General features: G+C 42.3%; 12 protein-coding genes and 1 tRNA gene. 6 read left to right on the top strand and 7 right to left on the bottom strand.

What is annotated here, in order from left to right:
* The first annotated feature begins 145 nt into the window (after window positions 1-145).
* The 6 genes from smc to uvrC all read left to right on the top strand — a co-directional run bounded on the left by smc (window position 146) and on the right by uvrC (window position 12,254).
* A complete protein-coding gene (gene smc / locus EO117_RS03895) occupies window positions 146-3,709 on the top strand; it encodes a chromosome segregation protein SMC (protein ID WP_126939198.1) in 3,564 nt (1,187 codons plus the stop codon).
* The gene (gene ftsY / locus EO117_RS03890) at window positions 3,699-4,619 is read left to right on the top strand and encodes a signal recognition particle-docking protein FtsY (RefSeq protein WP_126939197.1); all 921 of its coding nucleotides are present in this window, start codon (window positions 3,699-3,701) and stop codon (window positions 4,617-4,619) included. Before smc ends, ftsY begins: the two co-directional genes overlap by 11 nt.
* 6 nt (window positions 4,620-4,625) lie before the next feature.
* Entirely contained in the window at window positions 4,626-5,024 is a 399-nt protein-coding gene (locus EO117_RS03885; RefSeq protein WP_126939196.1) for a hypothetical protein, read from the top strand.
* Window positions 5,025-5,389: 365 nt separating this feature from the next.
* Window positions 5,390-7,498, top strand: a complete 2,109-nt coding sequence (uvrB, locus tag EO117_RS03880) for an excinuclease ABC subunit UvrB (protein ID WP_126939195.1) — start codon at window positions 5,390-5,392, stop codon at window positions 7,496-7,498.
* Window positions 7,499-7,506: 8 nt separating this feature from the next.
* Window positions 7,507-10,371 carry an excinuclease ABC subunit UvrA gene (gene uvrA / locus EO117_RS03875; protein ID WP_126939194.1) on the top strand — a complete coding sequence of 955 codons (2,865 nt, stop codon included), beginning with the start codon at window positions 7,507-7,509 and terminating at the stop codon, window positions 10,369-10,371.
* Between the two features lie 68 nt (window positions 10,372-10,439).
* Window positions 10,440-12,254, top strand: a complete 1,815-nt coding sequence (gene uvrC, locus EO117_RS03870) for an excinuclease ABC subunit UvrC (RefSeq protein WP_126939241.1) — start codon at window positions 10,440-10,442, stop codon at window positions 12,252-12,254.
* Window positions 12,255-12,856: 602 nt separating this feature from the next.
* On the opposite strand, the gene EO117_RS03865 is transcribed toward uvrC, so the two are convergent.
* From EO117_RS03865 to EO117_RS03835, 7 genes are all read right to left on the bottom strand, one after another.
* The gene (locus tag EO117_RS03865; protein WP_126939193.1) at window positions 12,857-14,227 is read right to left on the bottom strand and encodes an amino acid permease; all 1,371 of its coding nucleotides are present in this window, start codon (window positions 14,225-14,227) and stop codon (window positions 12,857-12,859) included.
* 162 nt (window positions 14,228-14,389) lie between these two features.
* On the bottom strand, window positions 14,390-15,625 hold the full coding sequence (locus EO117_RS03860) for a shikimate kinase (protein WP_126939192.1): 1,236 nt from the start codon (window positions 15,623-15,625) through the stop codon (window positions 14,390-14,392).
* Window positions 15,626-16,750 (bottom strand): chorismate synthase, encoded by a 1,125-nt coding sequence (gene aroC, locus EO117_RS03855; protein ID WP_126939191.1) that lies wholly within the window; start codon window positions 16,748-16,750, stop codon window positions 15,626-15,628.
* Between the two features lie 202 nt (window positions 16,751-16,952).
* Window positions 16,953-18,218: a 3-phosphoshikimate 1-carboxyvinyltransferase gene (aroA, locus tag EO117_RS03850; RefSeq protein ID WP_126939190.1), complete on the bottom strand. Its 1,266-nt coding sequence runs from the start codon at window positions 18,216-18,218 to the stop codon at window positions 16,953-16,955.
* An 11-nt stretch (window positions 18,219-18,229) separates the two neighbouring features.
* The gene (aroB, locus tag EO117_RS03845) at window positions 18,230-19,285 is read right to left on the bottom strand and encodes a 3-dehydroquinate synthase (RefSeq protein ID WP_126939189.1); all 1,056 of its coding nucleotides are present in this window, start codon (window positions 19,283-19,285) and stop codon (window positions 18,230-18,232) included.
* Window positions 19,286-19,294: 9 nt separating this feature from the next.
* Entirely contained in the window at window positions 19,295-20,302 is a 1,008-nt protein-coding gene (gene aroF, locus EO117_RS03840; protein WP_126939188.1) for a 3-deoxy-7-phosphoheptulonate synthase, read from the bottom strand.
* A gap of 382 nt (window positions 20,303-20,684) precedes the next feature.
* Window positions 20,685-20,759 (bottom strand) — tRNA-Arg (locus tag EO117_RS03835).
* Window positions 20,760-20,871 lie beyond the last annotated feature (112 nt).

The raw sequence follows: 20,871 nt of genomic DNA, 5'->3' as shown, positions 1-20,871 counted from the left end.
TATACAGCCGTGGATTGACTTGTGGTCTGTATCGATATATGTGATAAGATGTGGAACATAGGTATACGTATAAAGTATAGAATGAAAACTATAGACATTGTATAATTTTAGAATGTACCTATTTATAGATAGAAAGGAAGCAGTCATGCAATTATTGCGACTAGAAATGAAAGGATTTAAGTCCTTTGCTGATAAAACGGTAGTGTCTTTTTCTCCAGGCATGACTGGGATTGTAGGCCCTAATGGCAGTGGTAAGAGTAATATTACCGACGCAATTCGTTGGGTCTTGGGAGAATCGAATGTGCGCCATTTGCGTGGACAAAAAGCGGAAGATATTATTTTTTCTGGCACAGAAGCTCGTCGTCCTCATAATGCGGCTGAGGTAAATTTAATTTTTGATAACAGTGATGGTACGTTGGGCAAGGAATTGGCTGAAGTAGTTATCACACGCCGTATGTATCGTAATGGTGAAAGTGAGTTCCAAATCAACAAAAGAAATTGCCGCTTAAAAGATATTCATCTATTATTAGCAGATACAGGCTTAGGTAAAGATTCTATGGCCATTATTGGACAAAATCGTATCGATACTATCTTGAATAGTAAACCAGAAGAACGGCGATTAATCTTTGAAGATGTGGCAGGTATTTCTCGCTTCAAAATGAATAAAGAAGATGCCATTCGACGTATCAACAGTACAGATCGTAATATGGAACGCTTAGATGATGTAATGAGTACTCTTGGAGATCAATTAGTAGAATTAGAAACGAAAGCTAATGTGACACGTGAGTACAATACATTATCACAAGAGAAACGTAACTATGATGGAGCCATTACATTTCATGACTATAAAACGGCAGATCGTTTATTTACACGACAAGAAAATGAAAACTTATCCTACCTTCGTGAGCAAGAAGAGTTAGAAACTAGTTTAGATACCATTCAAGAGACCTATACGACAACACAAAATGAGCTTCAAATATTTCGTGAAACCCACCGAAGTATGGAAGATGAATTTGCCACGTTACAAGGTAAATTAGGGGAATTAACCGGACAAATTGAAGTGGCTCGCCTAAAAGAAGCCAATATGGTGGCAGAGTTAAAAGATGGAGAAGAACAGTTAAGAACTTGGAAGGAAGAACTGGAAGAAAAAGAGGAACAGTATGACCGTGATTTAGCATCCTTGAAAGAGGAAGAAAATACTTTAGAAGTCATTGGCAAAGATGTGAAACAGGCTGAATCTAATTTGCAAAATACTCGAGACTCTCTTAGTCAAGTGAAGGCTAATTTAGATGGTATGCGCATAGCGGAGCAGCATGCTCATGAGCGTCATATTCGTGTTGTTCGTGAGTTGGAGGAAGCCCGCCATCAATTAGCAAGAGAGGAAGAGTTAGAAACACAAAAGAAAGATGATGCGCAACGCTTACAAGCGACCTTGCAAGATTTAGAGGAATCTATGACACAGGCAAAAGTGCAGTTAGAGGCGCAACAACAGGTTGTTGATGAAGCACAGGAAGCATTGCAGACAGCACGTCAATCATTACAACAGCTAGAGAATAGACGTCGACAAAACAATCAGGAATTAGTAGAAGTACAAAGAACACTGCAAGCTAAAGAAGGTCGTTTAGAACTGTTACATAGCTGGGAAGAGCTGCATGAAGGTTATTTGGAAGGCACAAAACATGTATTACAAGCGAAAGAAACTTGGTCTTCTCATATTCGTGGAGCTATTGGTGATGTATTCACTGTGGAAGAAAAATTCTTAGTGGCCATTGAAACTGCTTTAGGTGGTGCTATTCATCAAGTTATCACAGAGACTGCAAAGATTGCTTCTGAAGCAGTACAATACTTAAAACGCACACAAGGTGGTCGTGTTACGTTTTTACCGATGGATATGGTACGAGGAAAACGTCTGGATCATAAAGCCTTAACATCGCCTTATGTATTGGGATTGGGTGTAGACTGCATTCAATTTGATACACAATATACAGGCGTATTTAATCAGCTATTAGGGCGTACTTTGATTGTAGATACCTTGGATCATGGATTAGCATTGCAAAAAGAATATCATCAACAATTGCGGATTGTTACTTTAACAGGAGAGCAATTGCAACCAGGTGGTGCCTTAACGGGTGGTGCTACGAAACGGAAAAAAGTATCTATCTTGTCCCGTAAAGAAGAGCAAGATACATTGCAGCAAGATATACATGCATTACGAGATACAGCACAGGTGTTACAACAGACTTTACAAGGACTAGACAAAGAAATAGAAGCTTTGACACAGTCTGGTAAGGGATTACGTCAAACCTATGAACAAGAAGAATTGCAATTACGTAGCTTACAGCAAGAGCAACAACGCTCCCAAGGAGAACAAGTTAACTTAGGTGGAATGGTGCAGACCTATCATGAGGAGCTACAAAAGGTTCAAGAAAAGCAAACTACCTTAGGAGAGAATATCAAAAGGCTGGCAGATGAACTTTCACAGTTAGAGAATCGAGAAGGACCTCAAGAGCAAGTCGCTACCTTAGTTGCTCAAGAGCAAACTTTACAAGACCGAGAACGTGAGCAAAATGAGGAACTGCAAGGAGTACGCTTACGCTGGGAACAATCTAGATTGTTGTTAGAACAAAGCAAAAAAGAATTAGCACAATTAGAAAAACATATCAAAGATAAGGAAGTAGAAATTACAAGCTTAAATCAAAGATTGACCCAATTAGGGGAAGATGTCACACGCTTAGGCGGAGGACCTGTTTTAACATTAGAATCAGAGAAACAAGCCATAGAAGAACGGGTAGCTACCATTGGAGAAGCCCGTAAAGGTGGACAAGAAAAAGTGCGTACTTGGGAGTTGCAATTAAGTCAATTGCAAGAAGAACGAAATCAACAAGAACAACGCCAACGAATTGTGCAGAAAAAACTAGTGGACCTACAAGAAGGGTTAATAAAATATCAACTACAAGGCGAACAAGCATTGGAACAATTGGGCGCTTTAGGGTATACTAAACAAGAGGCACAGAATATACATTTAGGTGGCTCCGTACATGAGTGGAAACAACAACAGGCGAACTTGGCAAGACAGATTGAAAGCTTAGGGGCTATCAATCCTAATGCCATTGCAGAATATGAGGAAGCGGAAGGAAAGCTAGCATTTTATCATGCACAAAAAGAAGATTTGGTGATAGCTAAAGAACAACTCGAAGGCGTTATTGCTGAAATTGATGGGGCGATGTCTGAACAGTTGCAAGATGTACTTACCGTAATTCGTGATAAATTTCAACATGTATTCTCTCAATTGTTTGGAGGCGGTACAGCGCAAATTGTAGCATCCAACCCGGAATCCATTTTAGAAAGTGGCATTGATTTTTATATCCAACCGCCAGGAAAGAAGCGCCAACAATTAAGCTTGTTATCTGGTGGGGAACGAGCATTGACGGTCATAGCCTTGCTCTTTGCGCTGCTAGATTATCGACCTGCTCCATTCTGTGTGCTTGACGAGGTAGACGCTGCGTTAGATGATGCGAATGTGGAACGTTTTAGCCACTATTTGCATAACTTGGGGGATGCCACACAATTTATCGTGGTAACCCATCGTAAACGGACCATGGAATCGGCTCATGTTTTACAAGGGGTGACTATGGTGGAACGAGGTGTGTCTCGCTTATTAACTGTAGCCTTTGATGATGTAAAGGAGAATAGTGACTATGGCATTTAGTTTTTTTGACCGTGTGAAAGCGGGCTTAGAAAAGACAAAAAATAATTTTGTAAAAAAAGTAGAAACTATCGTTATCGGTTATGCTGAAATCGATGATGATTTCTTAGATGATTTAGAAGCTACCATGTTGACTGGTGATTTAGGGCCTAAAACTACAACATACTTGATGAAAGAAATTCGTAGAGGAGTTACAGAAGGAATTATCAATAATACAGGTGAAGTAATGCCTTTCATGGAAGAGCGCATTACAGAAATGCTAGGAGCTCAAGAAGAAGTGCTGGAACTCCACAAACCAGAAGTGATTTTGGTAGTAGGTGTGAATGGGGTTGGTAAAACGACAACCATTGCGAAATTAGCACATTACTATGCGGAGCAAGGGAAAAAGGTTATCATCGCAGCAGGGGATACATTCCGTGCTGCTGCATCTGAACAGTTATCCATTTGGGCAGACCGTGTAGGTGTATCCATTGTAAAACATAAAGAAGGTGCTGATCCAGCAGCAGTAGTATTCGATGCCTGTGCCTCAGCCGTTGCTAAGGATGCGGACTTAGTCATCGTAGATACAGCAGGGCGTTTGCACACAAAAGTCAACCTTATGGAAGAATTGAAAAAAATCGGCCGTGTAGCAGATAAACAAATCCCAGGCGCACCGCATCAAACCTTATTAGTACTAGATGGTACTACAGGTCAAAATGCAGTGAGCCAAGCAAAATTATTTGGAGAAGCAGTACCTGTGACAGGGATTGTGGTGACCAAATTAGATGGTACTGCAAAAGGTGGTGTAGTTATCTCTATCAAAGAAGAGTTGGGCGTTCCTGTACGTTGGATTGGCGTAGGTGAGCAAATGGATGATTTGCGTCCTTTCAATGCAAAAGAATTTGCTAATGCTCTTTTTGACAAAGGAGAATAGTGGACCATGACTAGAAATAAATTATATGAATACGTTGTGGACCAAAATGAGATGAATGGCTATGGTATCGATGGGGACAGCCTTGAATGTGCCGTAGATATTATGGAATTTGTAGGCGGTGATTTGTACAGACCTCTCACCCGTTTACTCTTAAGTAATTGGAAAGAAATTGCTAGCCGTATTGAAAGTTATACGGATGAGCAATGGAACTTTGTCCATCGTATTGCGGAGAATATGAAGCAGTCTTTAGAACATGACCATGGTGATGAAAGTCATCATTTATCTGATTGTGGTATTGCCATCTTCATCGAAATGTTAGAAGGTGATGACACAGCCACACAAACTTTGCAAGGGGATACACCTATCACAGAAGAAGAATTGCGTCGGATTCGTGGCAAGGGGTAGCTGTACGTTGCGGATTAATAGAAATACAACAATAGATGATAAGTAATTGTAGGCATTATTCCCTAGGCCTTACTGAGTCTAGTAATACAATAAACATATAGCAGATAGTGAAAGAAAAGTTGGATCTTTGATTCAGCTTTTCTTTTTATATCATCTCCATCGTCAGAAGAACTGGCATCGTTGAAGAGTCTCACCCGCCACTTCCTTCTGTTCATCCATTAGTAGGAATGCATGGAAATCTGTATATTTGTATCGAACATACAGTACAATAAAATGGACTTTCATGGTATAATATAGAAGTTACTAGATATAGAATTGATAGTGAACTTTCACGTTTACAGATATAAAAGATATAAGGAGGGACTATGAGCGGATTGCATCATTTTCCTGAAGAAGGCATACCCTTTCAAGTAGAGGCACCGTACTCCCCCATGGGAGACCAGCCGAAGGCTATCGAGTCCTTGGCGGAAGGCATTGAACGAGGGGAATGGGCACAGGTATTACTAGGTGCTACGGGCACGGGAAAAACATATACTATGGCAAAGCTCATCGAGGCCGTACAAAAGCCGACCTTGATCATCGCCCACAATAAAACATTGGCAGCCCAATTGGCTAGCGAGTTCAAGAGCTTTTTCCCTAAGAACGCAGTGGAATACTTTGTGTCCTATTACGATTATTACCAACCTGAGGCGTATATTGCCTCTACCGATACATATATTGAAAAAGATGCGTCCATCAATGAAGAAATCGATAAGTTACGTCACTCGGCGACAATGAACTTATTTGAGCGGAAAGATGTGATTATCGTCGCCTCTGTTAGTTGTATTTATGGCTTGGGGGATCCAGAGGATTATAGTACCCTCTGCGTATCCTTACGACAAGGTCAGGAATATAGCCGTGATGACATTCTTCGCAAATTGGTATCTATCCAATACACTCGAAACGATATGAACTTTGTGCGTGGTACCTTCCGAGTACAAGGGGACACGTTGGAGATTTTTCCTGCCGGCACTAGTGAAAGAGCCATTCGGGTAGAAATGTTCGGCGATGAAATCGATCGCTTAGTGGAAATTGATGTGCTTACAGGGGATGTGATTGTAGAGCGTAAACACGTGGCCATCTATCCAGCCTCTCACTATGTAACGACGAAGGAAAAGTTAGACCTTGCCATCGGTCGCATCGAAGCAGAGTTGGCTGAGCGTTTGGCATACTTTAATGAAAACGGTCGTCTCTTAGAGGCACAACGATTGGAGCAACGAACACGATATGACATTGAAATGATGCAGGAAATGGGCTATTGCTCGGGGATTGAAAACTACTCTCGTCTGTTGTCTAACCGCCAACCGGGGGAAGCGCCAATGACCCTTATTGACTATTTTACAGACGATTTCCTTATCATTATTGATGAATCCCATGTGACCTTGCCACAAATTCGTGCCATGTATAATGGTGACCAAGCTCGGAAACATAACTTGATCGATTACGGATTCCGTTTGCCGTCGGCAGCGGATAATCGGCCCTTAAAGTTTGAAGAATTTGTGGAACGCATTAACCAAATTGTGTATGTATCTGCTACACCAGGTCCCTATGAAATGGAAGTACAGACCAATGTGGCAGAACAGATCATTCGACCTACTGGCTTATTAGACCCAATCATTGAGATTCGTCCTATTAAGGGACAGATGGACGATTTACTAGGGGAAATTAAAGATAGAACGAAGTCAGATGAACGTGTGTTAGTAACGACATTAACGAAAAAAATGGCGGAAGACTTAACGAATTACCTTAAAGAAATGGGTATTCGAGTGCGCTATTTACATTCCGATATTGCCACTATTGAGCGGGCTGATATCATCCGTGATTTGCGGGCTGGTGTTTTTGACGTCCTTGTAGGGATTAACTTATTACGGGAAGGTTTAGATATGCCAGAAGTGTCCTTGGTGGCTATCCTAGATGCAGATAAGGAAGGTTTCTTGCGCAGTGATACATCCTTGATTCAGACCATAGGCCGTGCGGCTCGTAATGAAAAAGGGAAAGTTATTATGTATGCGGACCGCATTACGGGATCTATGCAACGTGCTATGGATGAAACCGAACGTCGTCGTGCCTTGCAAGAGTCCTATAATACAGAGCATGGTATTACACCACGGACAGTGCGCAAGGAAGTGAAAGACTTAATTGAATTGACTAAAGTCGAAGGGGAAGTTGCTTCTTCTAAAAAAGGTCGCAAACCAAAAGCAGATAGTTCTGTGGTGTATGATAGTACAGCGCCGACAGAGATGGTGGCAGAAACAATGCAGTCACTTTCAACGAAGTCACAATACGAAACGAAAGAAGATGTGTTCAATGCCATTGAAGAGACCACACGCCTCATGAAGGCAGCGGCGAAACAATTAGAATTTGAACGAGCTGCAGAGTTGCGTGATGAATTGGGCAGATTGCGCCAAATTTGGTCAGATATGAATGAAGAATAGGAGTTATTTTGAAAGATCAATTAATTATAAAAGGAGCCCGTCAACATAATTTGAAGAATATTGACGTGGCTCTACCAAGAAATCAATTTATTGTATTAACAGGATTAAGTGGATCCGGTAAATCATCCCTAGCCTTTGATACGATTTATGCAGAAGGACAACGGAGATATGTGGAGTCTTTATCTGCCTATGCTCGCCAGTTTTTGGGGCAAATGGATAAACCAGATGTAGATTACATTGAGGGGCTTTCACCGGCTATATCCATTGACCAAAAAACGACGAGCCGTAATCCTCGGTCTACGGTGGGAACGGTGACGGAAATTTATGACTATTTGCGCTTATTATTTGCTCGTATTGGTCGAGCTTACTGCCCTACTTGTGGAGAAGAGATTGCCCAACAGACTATTGAGCAAATAACAGACTTAGTCATGAAATTACCTGAACGTACAAAAATCATGGTGATGGCACCAGTGGTGCGGGGTAAAAAAGGGCGCCATGAAAAAGTATTGGAACAAATTCGTAAAAATGGATTTGCTCGTGTTCGCATCAATGGAGAGATTCATACCTTTGAGGACGAAATCAACTTAGATAAAAATAAAAAACACAATATTGAAATTGTGGTAGATCGTCTTGTTATTAAGGAAGGCTTAGAAAGTCGTTTGACGGACTCCTTAGAAACGGCTATTCATCATGGGGAAGGTTTTGTCATCATCCAAGAGGTAGATGGCCCAGCTCACCAATTTAGTGTTCATTTTACCTGTCCTAATGGTCATATTTCCTTGCCGGAAATTGAACCTCGTATGTTTTCCTTCAACAGTCCCTTTGGGGCTTGCCCATCCTGTTTGGGATTAGGCAGTACCATGGAGGTAGATGAAGATCGTGTCATTCCAGATCCAACGGTTCCTTTTATAGATGGGGGAGTAGCCCCATTGAGTTCGAACCCTAATGCGTGGTTCATGCGTCAATTAGAAGGCTTGTTGAAAGCGCATGGATATACATTAGAAGCAAGTTTTTCAGAACTGCCTACAGCCTTACAAAAAGAAGTCATGTATGGTAGTACTGAGAAAGTGACCTTTGACTACGAAAATATGCGTGGAGAGGTGAAAACATTCCACACTGAATATGAAGGTATTTTGCCAATGGTGAAACGCCGTCATGCAGAGGCGACTACGGATAGCATGCGGGAAGAGTTTGAATCCTATATGTCTATTAAACCATGTACAGCTTGTAAAGGTGCTCGTTTGAAACCGGAATCTCTTGCCATCCGTGTAGGGGATAAAAATATAGATGAAGTGACACAGCTAACCATTAGTGAAGCGGTGGACTATTTTGGACATCTCCAGTTGACGGAACGAGAGGCTTTCATAGGGGCACAAATTTTGAAAGAAATCAATGCTCGCCTAGGATTCCTAAACAATGTGGGCTTAGATTATTTGACGATGAACCGTAGTGCCGGCACCTTATCTGGTGGGGAAGCACAACGCATTCGATTGGCCACACAAATTGGTTCTGGCCTCGTTGGGGTCTTATATATTTTAGACGAACCATCTATTGGCTTGCATCAACGAGATAATGACCGCTTAATTGAAACACTGAAAGGTTTGCGTGATTTAGGGAATACCTTATTAGTGGTAGAGCACGATGAAGATACGATGCTAGCAGCGGACTATTTGGTAGATATTGGACCTGCGGCAGGTGAACATGGTGGTCAAATCGTGGCGCAAGGTACAGTACCAGAGGTAATGGCTGTGAAAGAATCCATTACTGGTCAATATTTAAGTGGTCAAAAGTATATTCCATTACCAAAAGAACGGAGAAAACCAACAAAAGCTTGTTTAGAGATTCGTGGAGCTAAAGAGAACAACCTACAACAAGTGAATGTGAAATTCCCTATCGGTTTATTTACTGTTGTGACCGGTGTGAGTGGATCTGGTAAATCTACATTGATCAACGAAATTTTATATAAAGGTGTAGCCAATGCACTGTACAGAAGTCATCATAAGGTAGGAGCCCATAAGGAGATTCGTGGTTTAGAGTATGTGGATAAAATCATCAATATTGACCAAAGTCCAATCGGTCGAACACCACGTTCTAATCCTGCCACTTATACAGGGGTATTCGATGCGATCCGTGAGTTATATAGTCAAACTAATGAAGCGAAGATTCGTGGCTATAAAGCAGGGCGATTTAGCTTTAACGTCAAAGGCGGTCGTTGTGAAGCGTGTCGTGGTGATGGTATCATCAAAATCGAAATGCATTTCTTGCCAGATGTGTATGTACCGTGTGAGGTATGTAAAGGAGCTCGATACAATCGAGAAACGATGGAAGTGAAATACAAAGGTAAAAGCATTGCCGATGTATTGGACATGGTCGTCGATGAAGCGGTAGACTTCTTTAGCGCTATTCCAAAAATTCACCGTAAATTGGTGACCTTACAAGAAGTGGGATTAGGATATATTCGGTTAGGACAAGCGGCAACTACCTTGTCTGGTGGGGAAGCACAGCGTGTGAAACTAGCCACTGAACTGGCTCGGCGCAGTACAGGGAAAACCTTATATATCCTGGATGAGCCGACTACTGGATTGCATGTAGAAGATATCCGCAAGCTTTTAGAGGTATTGCAAAAGCTCACAGATGGTGGTGATACTGTGGTGGTTATCGAGCATAATTTAGATGTCATTAAAACGGCGGATCATATTATTGACTTAGGTCCAGAAGGTGGTTTCCGAGGCGGTACCATTGTGGGCACCGGTACACCTGAGGAGATTGCTGCTTTACCTGAAAGCTACACGGGCAAATTCTTAGGTCCTGTGTTAGAGAAAACTAGGAACTATATGGAACAACATCCGTTAACTGTTGAGGACACACCATGAATCCTATCGACAGACAGTTGCAAGCAGAAGAAGTAGACTTTCAGCCGTCTCGGCAACAAGATATGATGATGGGTGATACGGAACAGCAGTCCTATATTTTGGAAAAGGTAAGCCATCTGCCTACCACGCCGGGGGTCTACTTGTGGCGTGATAAGTACCAGCGCATCATCTATGTGGGAAAGGCCATCAACTTGCGCAATCGAGTGCGGTCTTATGTACAGCAAGATGTGAATCGTTCCGTGAAAGTGACTGCCATGATGCGCCGTGCTTGGGATGTGGAAACAATCCAAACGAAAACAGAAATGGAAGCGCTTATTCTAGAGGCGACCTTAATTAAGGAACATCATCCGAAATACAATATTATGCTTCGAGATGATAAGACATATCCGTATGTGAAGGTCACTGTGCAAGAGGACTTTCCACGCCTCTTTATGACGCGCCGTTTAGAACGTGATGGAGCGAAGTATTTTGGACCTTTCACAGATGTGACAGCAGTGCACCATGTATTGCGTATCTTGCGATCCTATTATCCATTGCGCACTTGTAAAAGTATGAAAGTAGAACGGCCTTGTTTGCAATATCATATGCATTATTGTGAAGGGCCTTGCATGAAGTATGTAACGGTAGAATCTTATCGTAAATACATCGATGATATTGTAGCCCTCTTTGAAGGGAAACAAGTTAGGGTCATCCAAGAGATTACGTCCAAGATGGAGCAAGCTTCAGAAGACTTGGAGTTTGAACTAGCAGCCAAGTATCGAGATGACTTGTTGAGTATCCAAAAGGTACAAGAAAAGCAACGCATGGTCACACAGCGAGGTGATATGGATGTACTAGGTATGGCCATCGATGGTCCGATGGCATGCATTCAACTGTTTTTTATTCGCAGTGGTCGTTTATTGGGACGAGAAAATTACTTTGTCCAACATGAAGGGGATAGCCCAGAGCTTGTTATGACGGAGTTCATTAAACAATATTATGGGGGATCTACGTTCATTCCTAAAGAATTACTATTGCCTATGAATAGTGTGGACCGTGAACTGTTTAGTGAATGGTTTACCTCTATGAAAGGTCAACAAGTAGAAGTATCTGTACCTCAGCGAGGCTATAAAAAAGACCTCATTAATATGGCTGAAGAAAATGCCCAGAACTTTTTAGCAGAACGCCGTCGCCAGTGGCAATACACCATCGATAAGTCTGGTGGTGCGGTGAAAAAATTAGCGGAAGTGCTAGATTTGCCACGGTTGCCAGAGCGTATGGAATGTTATGATATTTCCCATATGCAAGGGGCAGAAACAGTAGCATCTATGGTTGTTTTTGAAGGCGGAAAGCCAGCGAAACGAGAGTATCGTCGATTCAAACTGAAAACAGTACAAGGGAAGCCTGATGATTTTGCCTCTATGGCGGAAATTATGGAACGCCGCTACGGTAATGAAAAAGATTGGCCTATGCCAGACTTGATTATCATCGATGGTGGTAAAGGACAGTTAAATGCAGCCTTGCCGGTTATCCGTGCTATGGGTGTTACCGATGTACCTGTTATATCCTTGGCAAAGCGAATCGAGGAAGTGTTCGTAGAAGGAGAATCGGAAAGTATTATTCTAGAGCACCATACGCCAGAATTACAATTATTACAACAAATACGTGACGAAGCCCATCGATTTGCCATTACATACCATCGTAGATTACGTGGAAAGCGGAACTTGGAATCCGTTCTCGACCATATCGAGGGGATTGGTCCAAAACGAAGAAAAGCGCTGTATAAGCACTTTGGAAACTTAGATGCTATGCGAGTAGCAGAGTTGGAAGAATTGGAAAGCGTTGAGGGAATGAACAAAAAAGCGGCTTTGGCTGTGTATGAGTTCTTTCGGCGTTTGAAATAATGGAAACGAGCAACCACTGATTGTGGTTTGTGCCTTGTGGCGTTCTTATATGAATAGGATAAAGGGAAGAGCACGGTATACCCCTCGCAAACGGTATTTCATAATGTTTGTTCGGGGCACACCGTGCTCTTCTCGTATTTGTGTTATTTAGGTAATAAAGAAACGCCACAAGATGTTCTACGCTAGTACTGCGTTCCTTATGGATAGATTGTCTAATTTTTATAAAAATATTGCTTAAAAGATAACGTTTTGCATATTTTGTGCTATAATGAAAATACAGAAGGATCACCGACGTGAGTTGGGCTCATCTCTTCCTAACTATGGGGAGGAGGTGGTACTATGAAAAAGTTAGCGATTGCATCTTTATTGATACAAATTTGTATGCTTATCATAGCATTTATCACCTTACTGTTTAAGTAAGGAAAAAGCCTAACGGATAAGGTCTTGTACACCTTAACACGTTAGGCTTATCCATTTCTAGAATCTTTAGAGATGAGCCTAACGCCATCGATACGTTGGTGGCCCTTCTTTTTGTTACGTATAGTATACCACATTTTGTAAAAAAGATAAAGGTGTGACGGATGGTCACACCTTTTTTTGTTTTATTTTGTTGTTTCATCGTCATCGCTAGGTGCCAACATGGAGTAGAAGGCCCAGAGTAAGATGAACCAGAATGGTGTAAACATGAGGGCGATGCGTGTGTCGCTTTGTAATGCTAGTACGACCAAGATGAATACGAAGAACGCTAGGATCAAGTAGTTCATGAATGGGTACAATGGCATTTTGAAAGTAGACTGTTTTGCCAATTCTGGCTGTTGTTTCCGATATTTGAGGTGGCATACGATGATGATGGCCCAAATATAGATAAAGCAGAATGTGGAGATAGACGTAATCATGATGAATACGCTTTCAGGCATGACATAGTTTAAAACTACGGTAAATAGTAATGCCGCAGCGGAGAATAGTGTTGCCTGATATGGCACGGAATGGTTCGTCAATCGTTTCATGCGACTTGGTGCATGTCCCCGTTTGGATAATGCGTAAATCATACGGCTCGTGGAGAAGATACCAGAGTTTGTAGCAGATGCTGCTGATGTTAGAACAACGAAGTTTACGATGCTGGCAGCGGCTAGGATGCCCACCGCATTGAATACAGCCACGAAGGGGCTAGAATTTGGGTCTACTGCAATCCATGGGTAAATACTCATGATGATTGCAAGGGATCCGATATAGAATAAAATGATTCGCAATGGAATGTTGTTGATGGCCATAGGGATAACTTTTTTTGGGTTTTCTGTTTCCCCAGCTGTAAGGCCCACTAGTTCAATGCCTGTGAAAGCAAATACTACCATCTGGAAAGACAAGATGAATCCCATTGTTCCATTTGGGAACCAACCGCCATAATTCCATAGGTTATCAAAGGCAGCTGCTCCAGCATTGGTAGTGAATCCTGTAAGAATCATGATAAGACCAATGATAATGAGAGATACAATGGCTATCACTTTAATTAAAGCGAACCAGAACTCCATTTCACCAAAATGTTTCACGGCTGTTAAGTTCATAACTAGTAAGATTGCTAGTACAACGAGGGCCGGAATCCATTGTGGCATCCAAGGAATCCAGTATTGCATGTATAATCCGACCGCAGTTAAGTCCGCCATAGCTAGTGAAAGCCAACAGAACCAATAGGTCCAACCTGTAATGAAGGCCGCTCGGTCACCTAAGTACTCTTCTACAAAGTCGATAAAAGAATGGTGATCTAAATTGGAAAGTAATAACTCTCCTAATGCACGCATCATAAAGAAACAAATAATACCTGTAATCAGATACGTGAGGAGGATGGAAGGGCCCGCTAAGCTAATAGATCGCCCAGAGCCAAGGAATAAACCTGTGCCGATGGCACCACCGATGGCTAATAACTGAACGTGGCGATTTTTAAGACCACGCTTTAACTCTTGTTGCGAGTCCGTCATAGTAAAACCTCCTTAATACAATATAAACTTTTATATTTGATAATACTAAACCACTTTCTATAGAATGTCAATCATTTACTAGTAAAATAGTATGATTAGTTTGTAAAATATCTTTTCAAGTACTTTTAAAAGGATATATGAAAGACAACTAGGTAGATTAAGTTATACTAGATTTCTATGCAAGTCCTCTAAGATACGTTGAGCCACGCTTTCAGGCGTTCCAGTATTTACAACTTGTACTTGTCGAAATTTTGCGTACAGCGGTGCCCGTTCTGTGTATAATTGTTGCAATCGTACTATCCCACCAGAGGAGAGAACACGTCCTGTTGTATCTAGTTCCTCTAAGGGGCGATAAATTTCATAGATTCGTCCATTTTGTCGTAAAGGAGTAAAGTTCTCTGGTATGGTAACGGCACCGCCACCGGTGGAGAGGATAAGCCCTGTTTGTTTGCCTGTATCTTCGATAATCTTGGATTCTATAGCACGGAATGCAGGCTCACCGTGCGTTAAAATATAATCGCTAATGGGCCCGACTTCCTCGGTAATGCGATGGTCTATATCCACTAGTGTTCGCCCTGTTAGGTTAGCTAAGGCTTTGCCAATGGTACTTTTACCAGACCCAGGCATACCGATGAGAACAATGTTTTCTTGATTTTGTCGGAATTGTTTGTATAGATCTGAAAGGATACTTTCATCATAGGAGCGATGTAAGAATAAAGCACTAGCAGCAATGGCTTGTGCCAATAAGAAGACAAGTCCATTCACATGAGGAATGCCGAGGGATTCCGCCTCTAACAAAATGCCTGTACGATGGGGATTGTACACTAAGTCGATGATACCTTCTAAGTGTTTAAAAGGTGCCAATTGAATGCTTTGATTCGGACAGTGCGGATACATACCTACAGGCGTACAGTTGATTATAATTTGAGCTCTCTCGTAGAACTGTGCAATGTGCTCATACTTAGGAAACTGATGACGGCTTATATGGGTAATGGATGCTGCTCCTAAACGCTCTAAGGCAACATGAACTGTATTTGAAGAAGCCCCATCACCTAGGATGAGGCAATGTTTTTCATTGACCGCAATATTAGACCAAGATAGTGTAGCTAAGAATCCATCATAATCCGTGTTAGTTCCATACCAGGAGCCATCTTTTTGTTTTACCATGGTATTTACACAACCAATAGACTCGGCTATATCACTAATACTTTTACAAGCTTGTAAGGCGTTGATTTTGTAGGGAATAGTAATATTTAAGCCTTGCAAGTCAGAACGATTAAAAAAATCTTGTAGTTGGTCGGGTTCTATTTCAAATATGTCATAGGATGTATTTCCTAAGGCACTGTGAATCATGGGGGAGTAGGTGTGGCCCAAGGTACGGCCTAATAATCCAAACATTTACACCTCCAACGTACGATGACTAAAGTGACGGAATACATGTGGTTCATGTTCCAATACAAAATCTAAGAGTACAAGTGCTGTCAAAGCTTCTACGACAGGCACGGCACGAAGCGCCACGCAAGGATCATGACGTCCTTTAATTTGTAGTACTTCTGCACTGTGGTTGCTGAGGGATACAGAGGTTTGTTCATGATAAATGGATGGTGTGGGCTTAATACCCACTTGCATGATAAGAGGCATACCATTGGTAATACCACCTTGGATACCACCGCTGTTATTTTTCTTAGTACGAATGCCCTCATCAGTAATGATGAAAGGATCGTTTTGCTCGCTTCCACGGGAGGCACAGCCAGGGAAACCAGACCCAAAAGAAATGCCTTTCACTGCAGGCATACCAAAGAGTGTCGCACCTAAGCGGTTTTCAATACCATCATAATTAGGGTTTCCCATGCCAACTGGTAACCCGGTGGCGAAGACTTCTACGACACCACCAGTGGAATCGCCCGATGTTTTCAACTCCAAGACGAATTGCTCCGCTGCATGACGTTGCACACGATCCAACATAGGAACTGCCTCTGTGCTGATACGAGTGAGTTTGTCCATAGGTGGGTTTGTATAATCGACTGGTGCATCTTGGATTGTGCCTACTTGTGCTAAGTGCGCACGCACGTGAATGCCGATGGATTCCAATAGTTGTATCGCAATGCCACCAGCTACACACACTGGGGCTGTGATGCGAGCAGAGAAATGACCGCCGCCGCGCATATCTACATACTCGCCGTAGCGAATACGAGCGGTGTAATCTGCATGGGATGGGCGTGGCACATCCCGAAGATTATTGTAATCGCCACTTCGTTGTGATGTATTTTGAATGATGAAAGCCAAGGGAGAACCACTTAGTCGACCTTGTACGATACCCGCTTGAAACTCAGGGATATCCGCTTCTTTTCGTTGTGTTTGCAATTGATGTTGCCCTGGAGCCCGTCGGTTCAGGAAGGCTTGTAAGGCTTCTAAGTTGACTGGAAAACCGCAAGGAAGTCCGTCTACAACTCCGCCAATAGCTTGACCGTGAGAGGCCCCGAATGTGGAAACTTTTACAGTACGGCCGAAATAGGATGCCATAATTACTCCTTTTTGTGTGATAGATAAAGTATAGTAGTTATATGTCTACATACTAGTAGATATAAATATAAATATTGTTATAATACCCTGTGATGATGATATAAATCGTATTAAATAACATCATTACTTTTTTAGCATAATAAATAGGTTTAGAGCAAGAAGGTATATCCTCTATCAGATAATAGTACCAATTCCAACAAGTTTATATCTTATGAGTGTCTCCGCCCAAACGTTTCCAATCCTCGAAAAAATGAGGATAAGACTTGCTGATAGCTTCGCTGTCTTTTAGAATCATAGTGGATGTAGCGATGAGTGCATTTAATGCGCCAGCCATAACGAGGCGATGGTCGTTCACACAGTCTACGGTGCCTCCCGCAAGAGTACCTGTTCCCGTGATATACAGATTATCCCCTTCCATGCGAACAATACCGCCAGAATTACGAACTAGTTTAGCAACAGCTTCTAGACGGTCCGATTCTTTTAAGCGCAGGCGCGCCCCATTGATAAAAGTAGATTCACCTTCTATGGAGCATGCTAAGCTAGATAAGATAGGTAATAGATCTGGCATTTGTTCTAAATTCACATGGATTGGTTGATGTGCTTTGCCAGTAACCGTGACAGTAGTACCATTCCAAGTACAAGTGACACCAGAACTTTCCAAAATGGAAAGAATCCGTTTATCTGCCTGTACGGAATCAGGGCGCAATCCTGTGACGGAGATAGATTGACCTGTCATAGCGGCAGCGACTAACCAAATGGCCCCATTAGACCAATCTCCTTCGATTGGGTATTGCTCATTACCGTGAAAGTGTTGGTTTTCTTCGATGGAAAAACTTGGATACCCTTCTTCGGTGGTACTTTCTGTTACATGCACACCAAAGTCTTTCATCGTTTCTATGGTTAATGTTACGTAGTCCTTCGATTGTAAGGAACTCGTGCAATCTACGGTGGTGTACCCTAGTTGTGGTGCCGCTAGAAGCAGGCCAGAGAAGAATTGTGAACTTACGGTGCCCGTCATGGAGAAGGTACCACCTTGTAATCGTCCTGTCATGGTGAAAGGCGGGGTGTCTTGTGAAAAAGATACGCCGTGGTATTTCATTTCGCTCAACAATGGTTCCAGTGGGCGTTCTGGTAAACGCCCTTTGGCGTCTACTTTTACAGTATCACAAATTGAGGCGGACACAGGTAGGAACAATCGTAACGTTGTGCCTGATTCGTGAGGTAATACTTGACCTATATTAGGCGCAGGGTTAGGTGTTACGTGAACCACACCATATTCATAGATAATCGTTGCACCAAGGGCTCGCAAGGAATCCATAGTGGCGTCAATATCCTTAGAAGAGTGAGAAATTAAAATTGTGCTAGGACTATCGGACAAGGCAGCCGCAATTAAAGCACGATGGGCGTGTGCTTTCGCAGGGATTGATGGAATCGTGCCAGACAACGGCACATTAGAAACATGTTGCATAGAAATCCTTTCTACATAATACAGTAGGTTGACAACTCAGAGAAGGTAACTTTTTTTAGTGCTGACCTACCATACCCCGTAGGAACAACAATGGTAATGGAGGATCCAGAGGCTTTTTTGTCATGACTAGCTTCTTCTAAGATAAGATCTTTTGCAATCTTCGTTGTGGTGGGCAATTCGTGGGCGACTAGCAGTTGTTCAATGCTAGAAACAATAGCAGAGTCTAACTCTTCGTGAGCTACAGCACCTCTTGCCATGATAAGCAATCCCAATGCAACTGCATTACCGTGAGGAACGGTGAAATCGCTACCATGTTCGATGCCATGGCCAAAGGTATGACCTAAATTCAAGGTTGCACGAAGGCCGCTTTCGTGTTCATCGACTTTTACTACATAGGCTTTGATACGCACGCATTGAGAGATGATGGAATCTACATCTTCTGGATATTGTATGAGTGGTCGTTCCCGAAGGTGATCTAATAATTCGGGATGACCTAAAAAACCGTATTTAATGATTTCACCGCATCCATTAATCCATTCTTTCTTCGGTAAGGTTGAAAGTGTTTCTGGATCGCAGAGAACAAGGATGGGCTGCTTGAAAGCACCCCATAAATTTTTACCACACTCTAGATTAACAGCTGTTTTACCGCCTACAGAGGAGTCGACAGCAGCCAATAGAGAGGTGGGTACTTGCACATAATCGATGCCTCGTAAATAGGTGGCAGCGGCGAACCCTGCTAGGTCACCTACAACGCCACCACCCAACGCAATAATGAGGTCTTTCCGAGTTAATTTGGCTTGTCCTAATGTTTCCATTAGGTCTATAAGTCGATGACCGTTCTTTTCACTTTCACCATGAGGGAACGTGTAGGTATGAACGGTATAGCCTGCTGTTTCTAGAGATTTAGAAACTGTAGATGCATAGAGGGGGCCCACATGGTCATCAGTAACAATCATGACGGAGCAAGCAGATTTAATCGCTTGCAAATGCTCGCCGATGTGAGGCAAGCTATGTCGTTTGATGATTACATCGTAGGACGTGGAGGCCTGAATATGAATGGTATCCATAGATATGACCTAGTTTTGGCTTAATGCATCACGAAGTGTGAATACTTGGTTAGCCAATATTTCGAATTGATCGGGACGTAAGGATTGCGGACCATCGCATAATGCTTTTTCTGGATTATTGTGAACTTCAATCATTAAACCATCAGCACCGCCACCAACAGAGGCTAAGGACAAAGATGGAACCACACGGCTCATACCTGCTGCATGGCTTGGGTCCATAATGATTGGCAAGTGGGATAACTCGTGCATCATTGGAATCGCAGTTACATCTAAAGTATTACGAGTGCGTGTTTCGAATGTACGAATACCACGCTCGCAAAGAACGATTTGTTCGTTACCTTCGCTCATGATGTATTCTGCAGCCATTAACCATTCTTCGTATGTTGCACATAGACCACGTTTTAATAAGATTGGCTTACGTAATTTACCAACTTCTTTTAACAGATTGAAGTTTTGCATATTGCGGGCACCGATTTGCAACATATCTACATTGTCGAAATATTCCAATTGGGAGATATCCATAACTTCAGATACGATCGGTAGACCAGTTTCCTTTTTTGCCTCTTCTAGTAAGGCTAAGCCACTTGGTCCCATACCTTGGAAAGAGTATGGGGAAGTACGAGGTTTGAAAGCACCACCACGAAGAATGCCAGCACCTGCTGCTTTTACAGCTTTCGCTACTTCGATGACTTGTTCCGGTGTTTCTACGGAGCAAGGGCCAGCAATGATAGCGAAGTGACCGCCACCGATTTTAGCATCTCCTACAGTAACTACAGTGTCTTGTGGGTGGAATTTACGATTTGCTTTTTTGAAAGGTTCTTGAATGCGGATTACTTTTTCTACATAGGGAAGAGATTCGATAACGCGTAAGTCAACACGAGATGTATCTCCAATCAAACCGATGATATCTTGTTGTTCCCCATGTACAGGATGTAAGCTAACGCCTGTGGCTTCTAATAACTGACGTAGTTCTGCAATTTGTGCTTCAGTAGCTGTAGTGTGTAATCGAATAATCATAATGTCCTCCTAAATTCATTCATTGTAATTGTTGGTATTCATGAGTGGTGGTATAGAAAGATATACAAAAAGGGCTACCCGCCTATACCTAGTACGGGTAGCCCTTACCACTATTTAAAGCCACTCAGTGATGATACCTAAATTAGTGTAGCTCAAATAGTTCTTTACCCGTAGTTTGGATAAAGAACCAAAAAAACGTATTTGCTTTTGTTGTAGCTAAACTGTTATTGTTCATCATTGTAGTGACTCCTTTCTTTCAATAATTGCGTTTAGTATACTCCTTTTATTTAAGTTTGGCAAGAAAAAAATCAAATTGGGCTCAAAATTGGGCTCAAATGCAAAAAATGGACTCTCAAAAAAGGTGAGAATCCAGTCATATCAATGGTGCGCCTAGCAGGAATCGAACCTGCGCACCCGGTTCCGGAGACCGGCGCTCTATCCCCTGAGCTATAGGCGCTTCTATACCGTTAAAGTATACCATGAAATAAGGGGTAGTACAATAGGGGAGGTAATCCTCCATATTGAAACATCTGTTTCTCTATCATGCTTTGATATACAAGGATATACTA

Source organism: Veillonella sp. VA142 (assembly GCF_003992135.1).
Taxonomy (GTDB): domain Bacteria; phylum Bacillota; class Negativicutes; order Veillonellales; family Veillonellaceae; genus F0422.
Note: the sequence above shows the minus strand (reverse complement) of the source record. Positions and strands in the feature narration are given on the sequence as shown.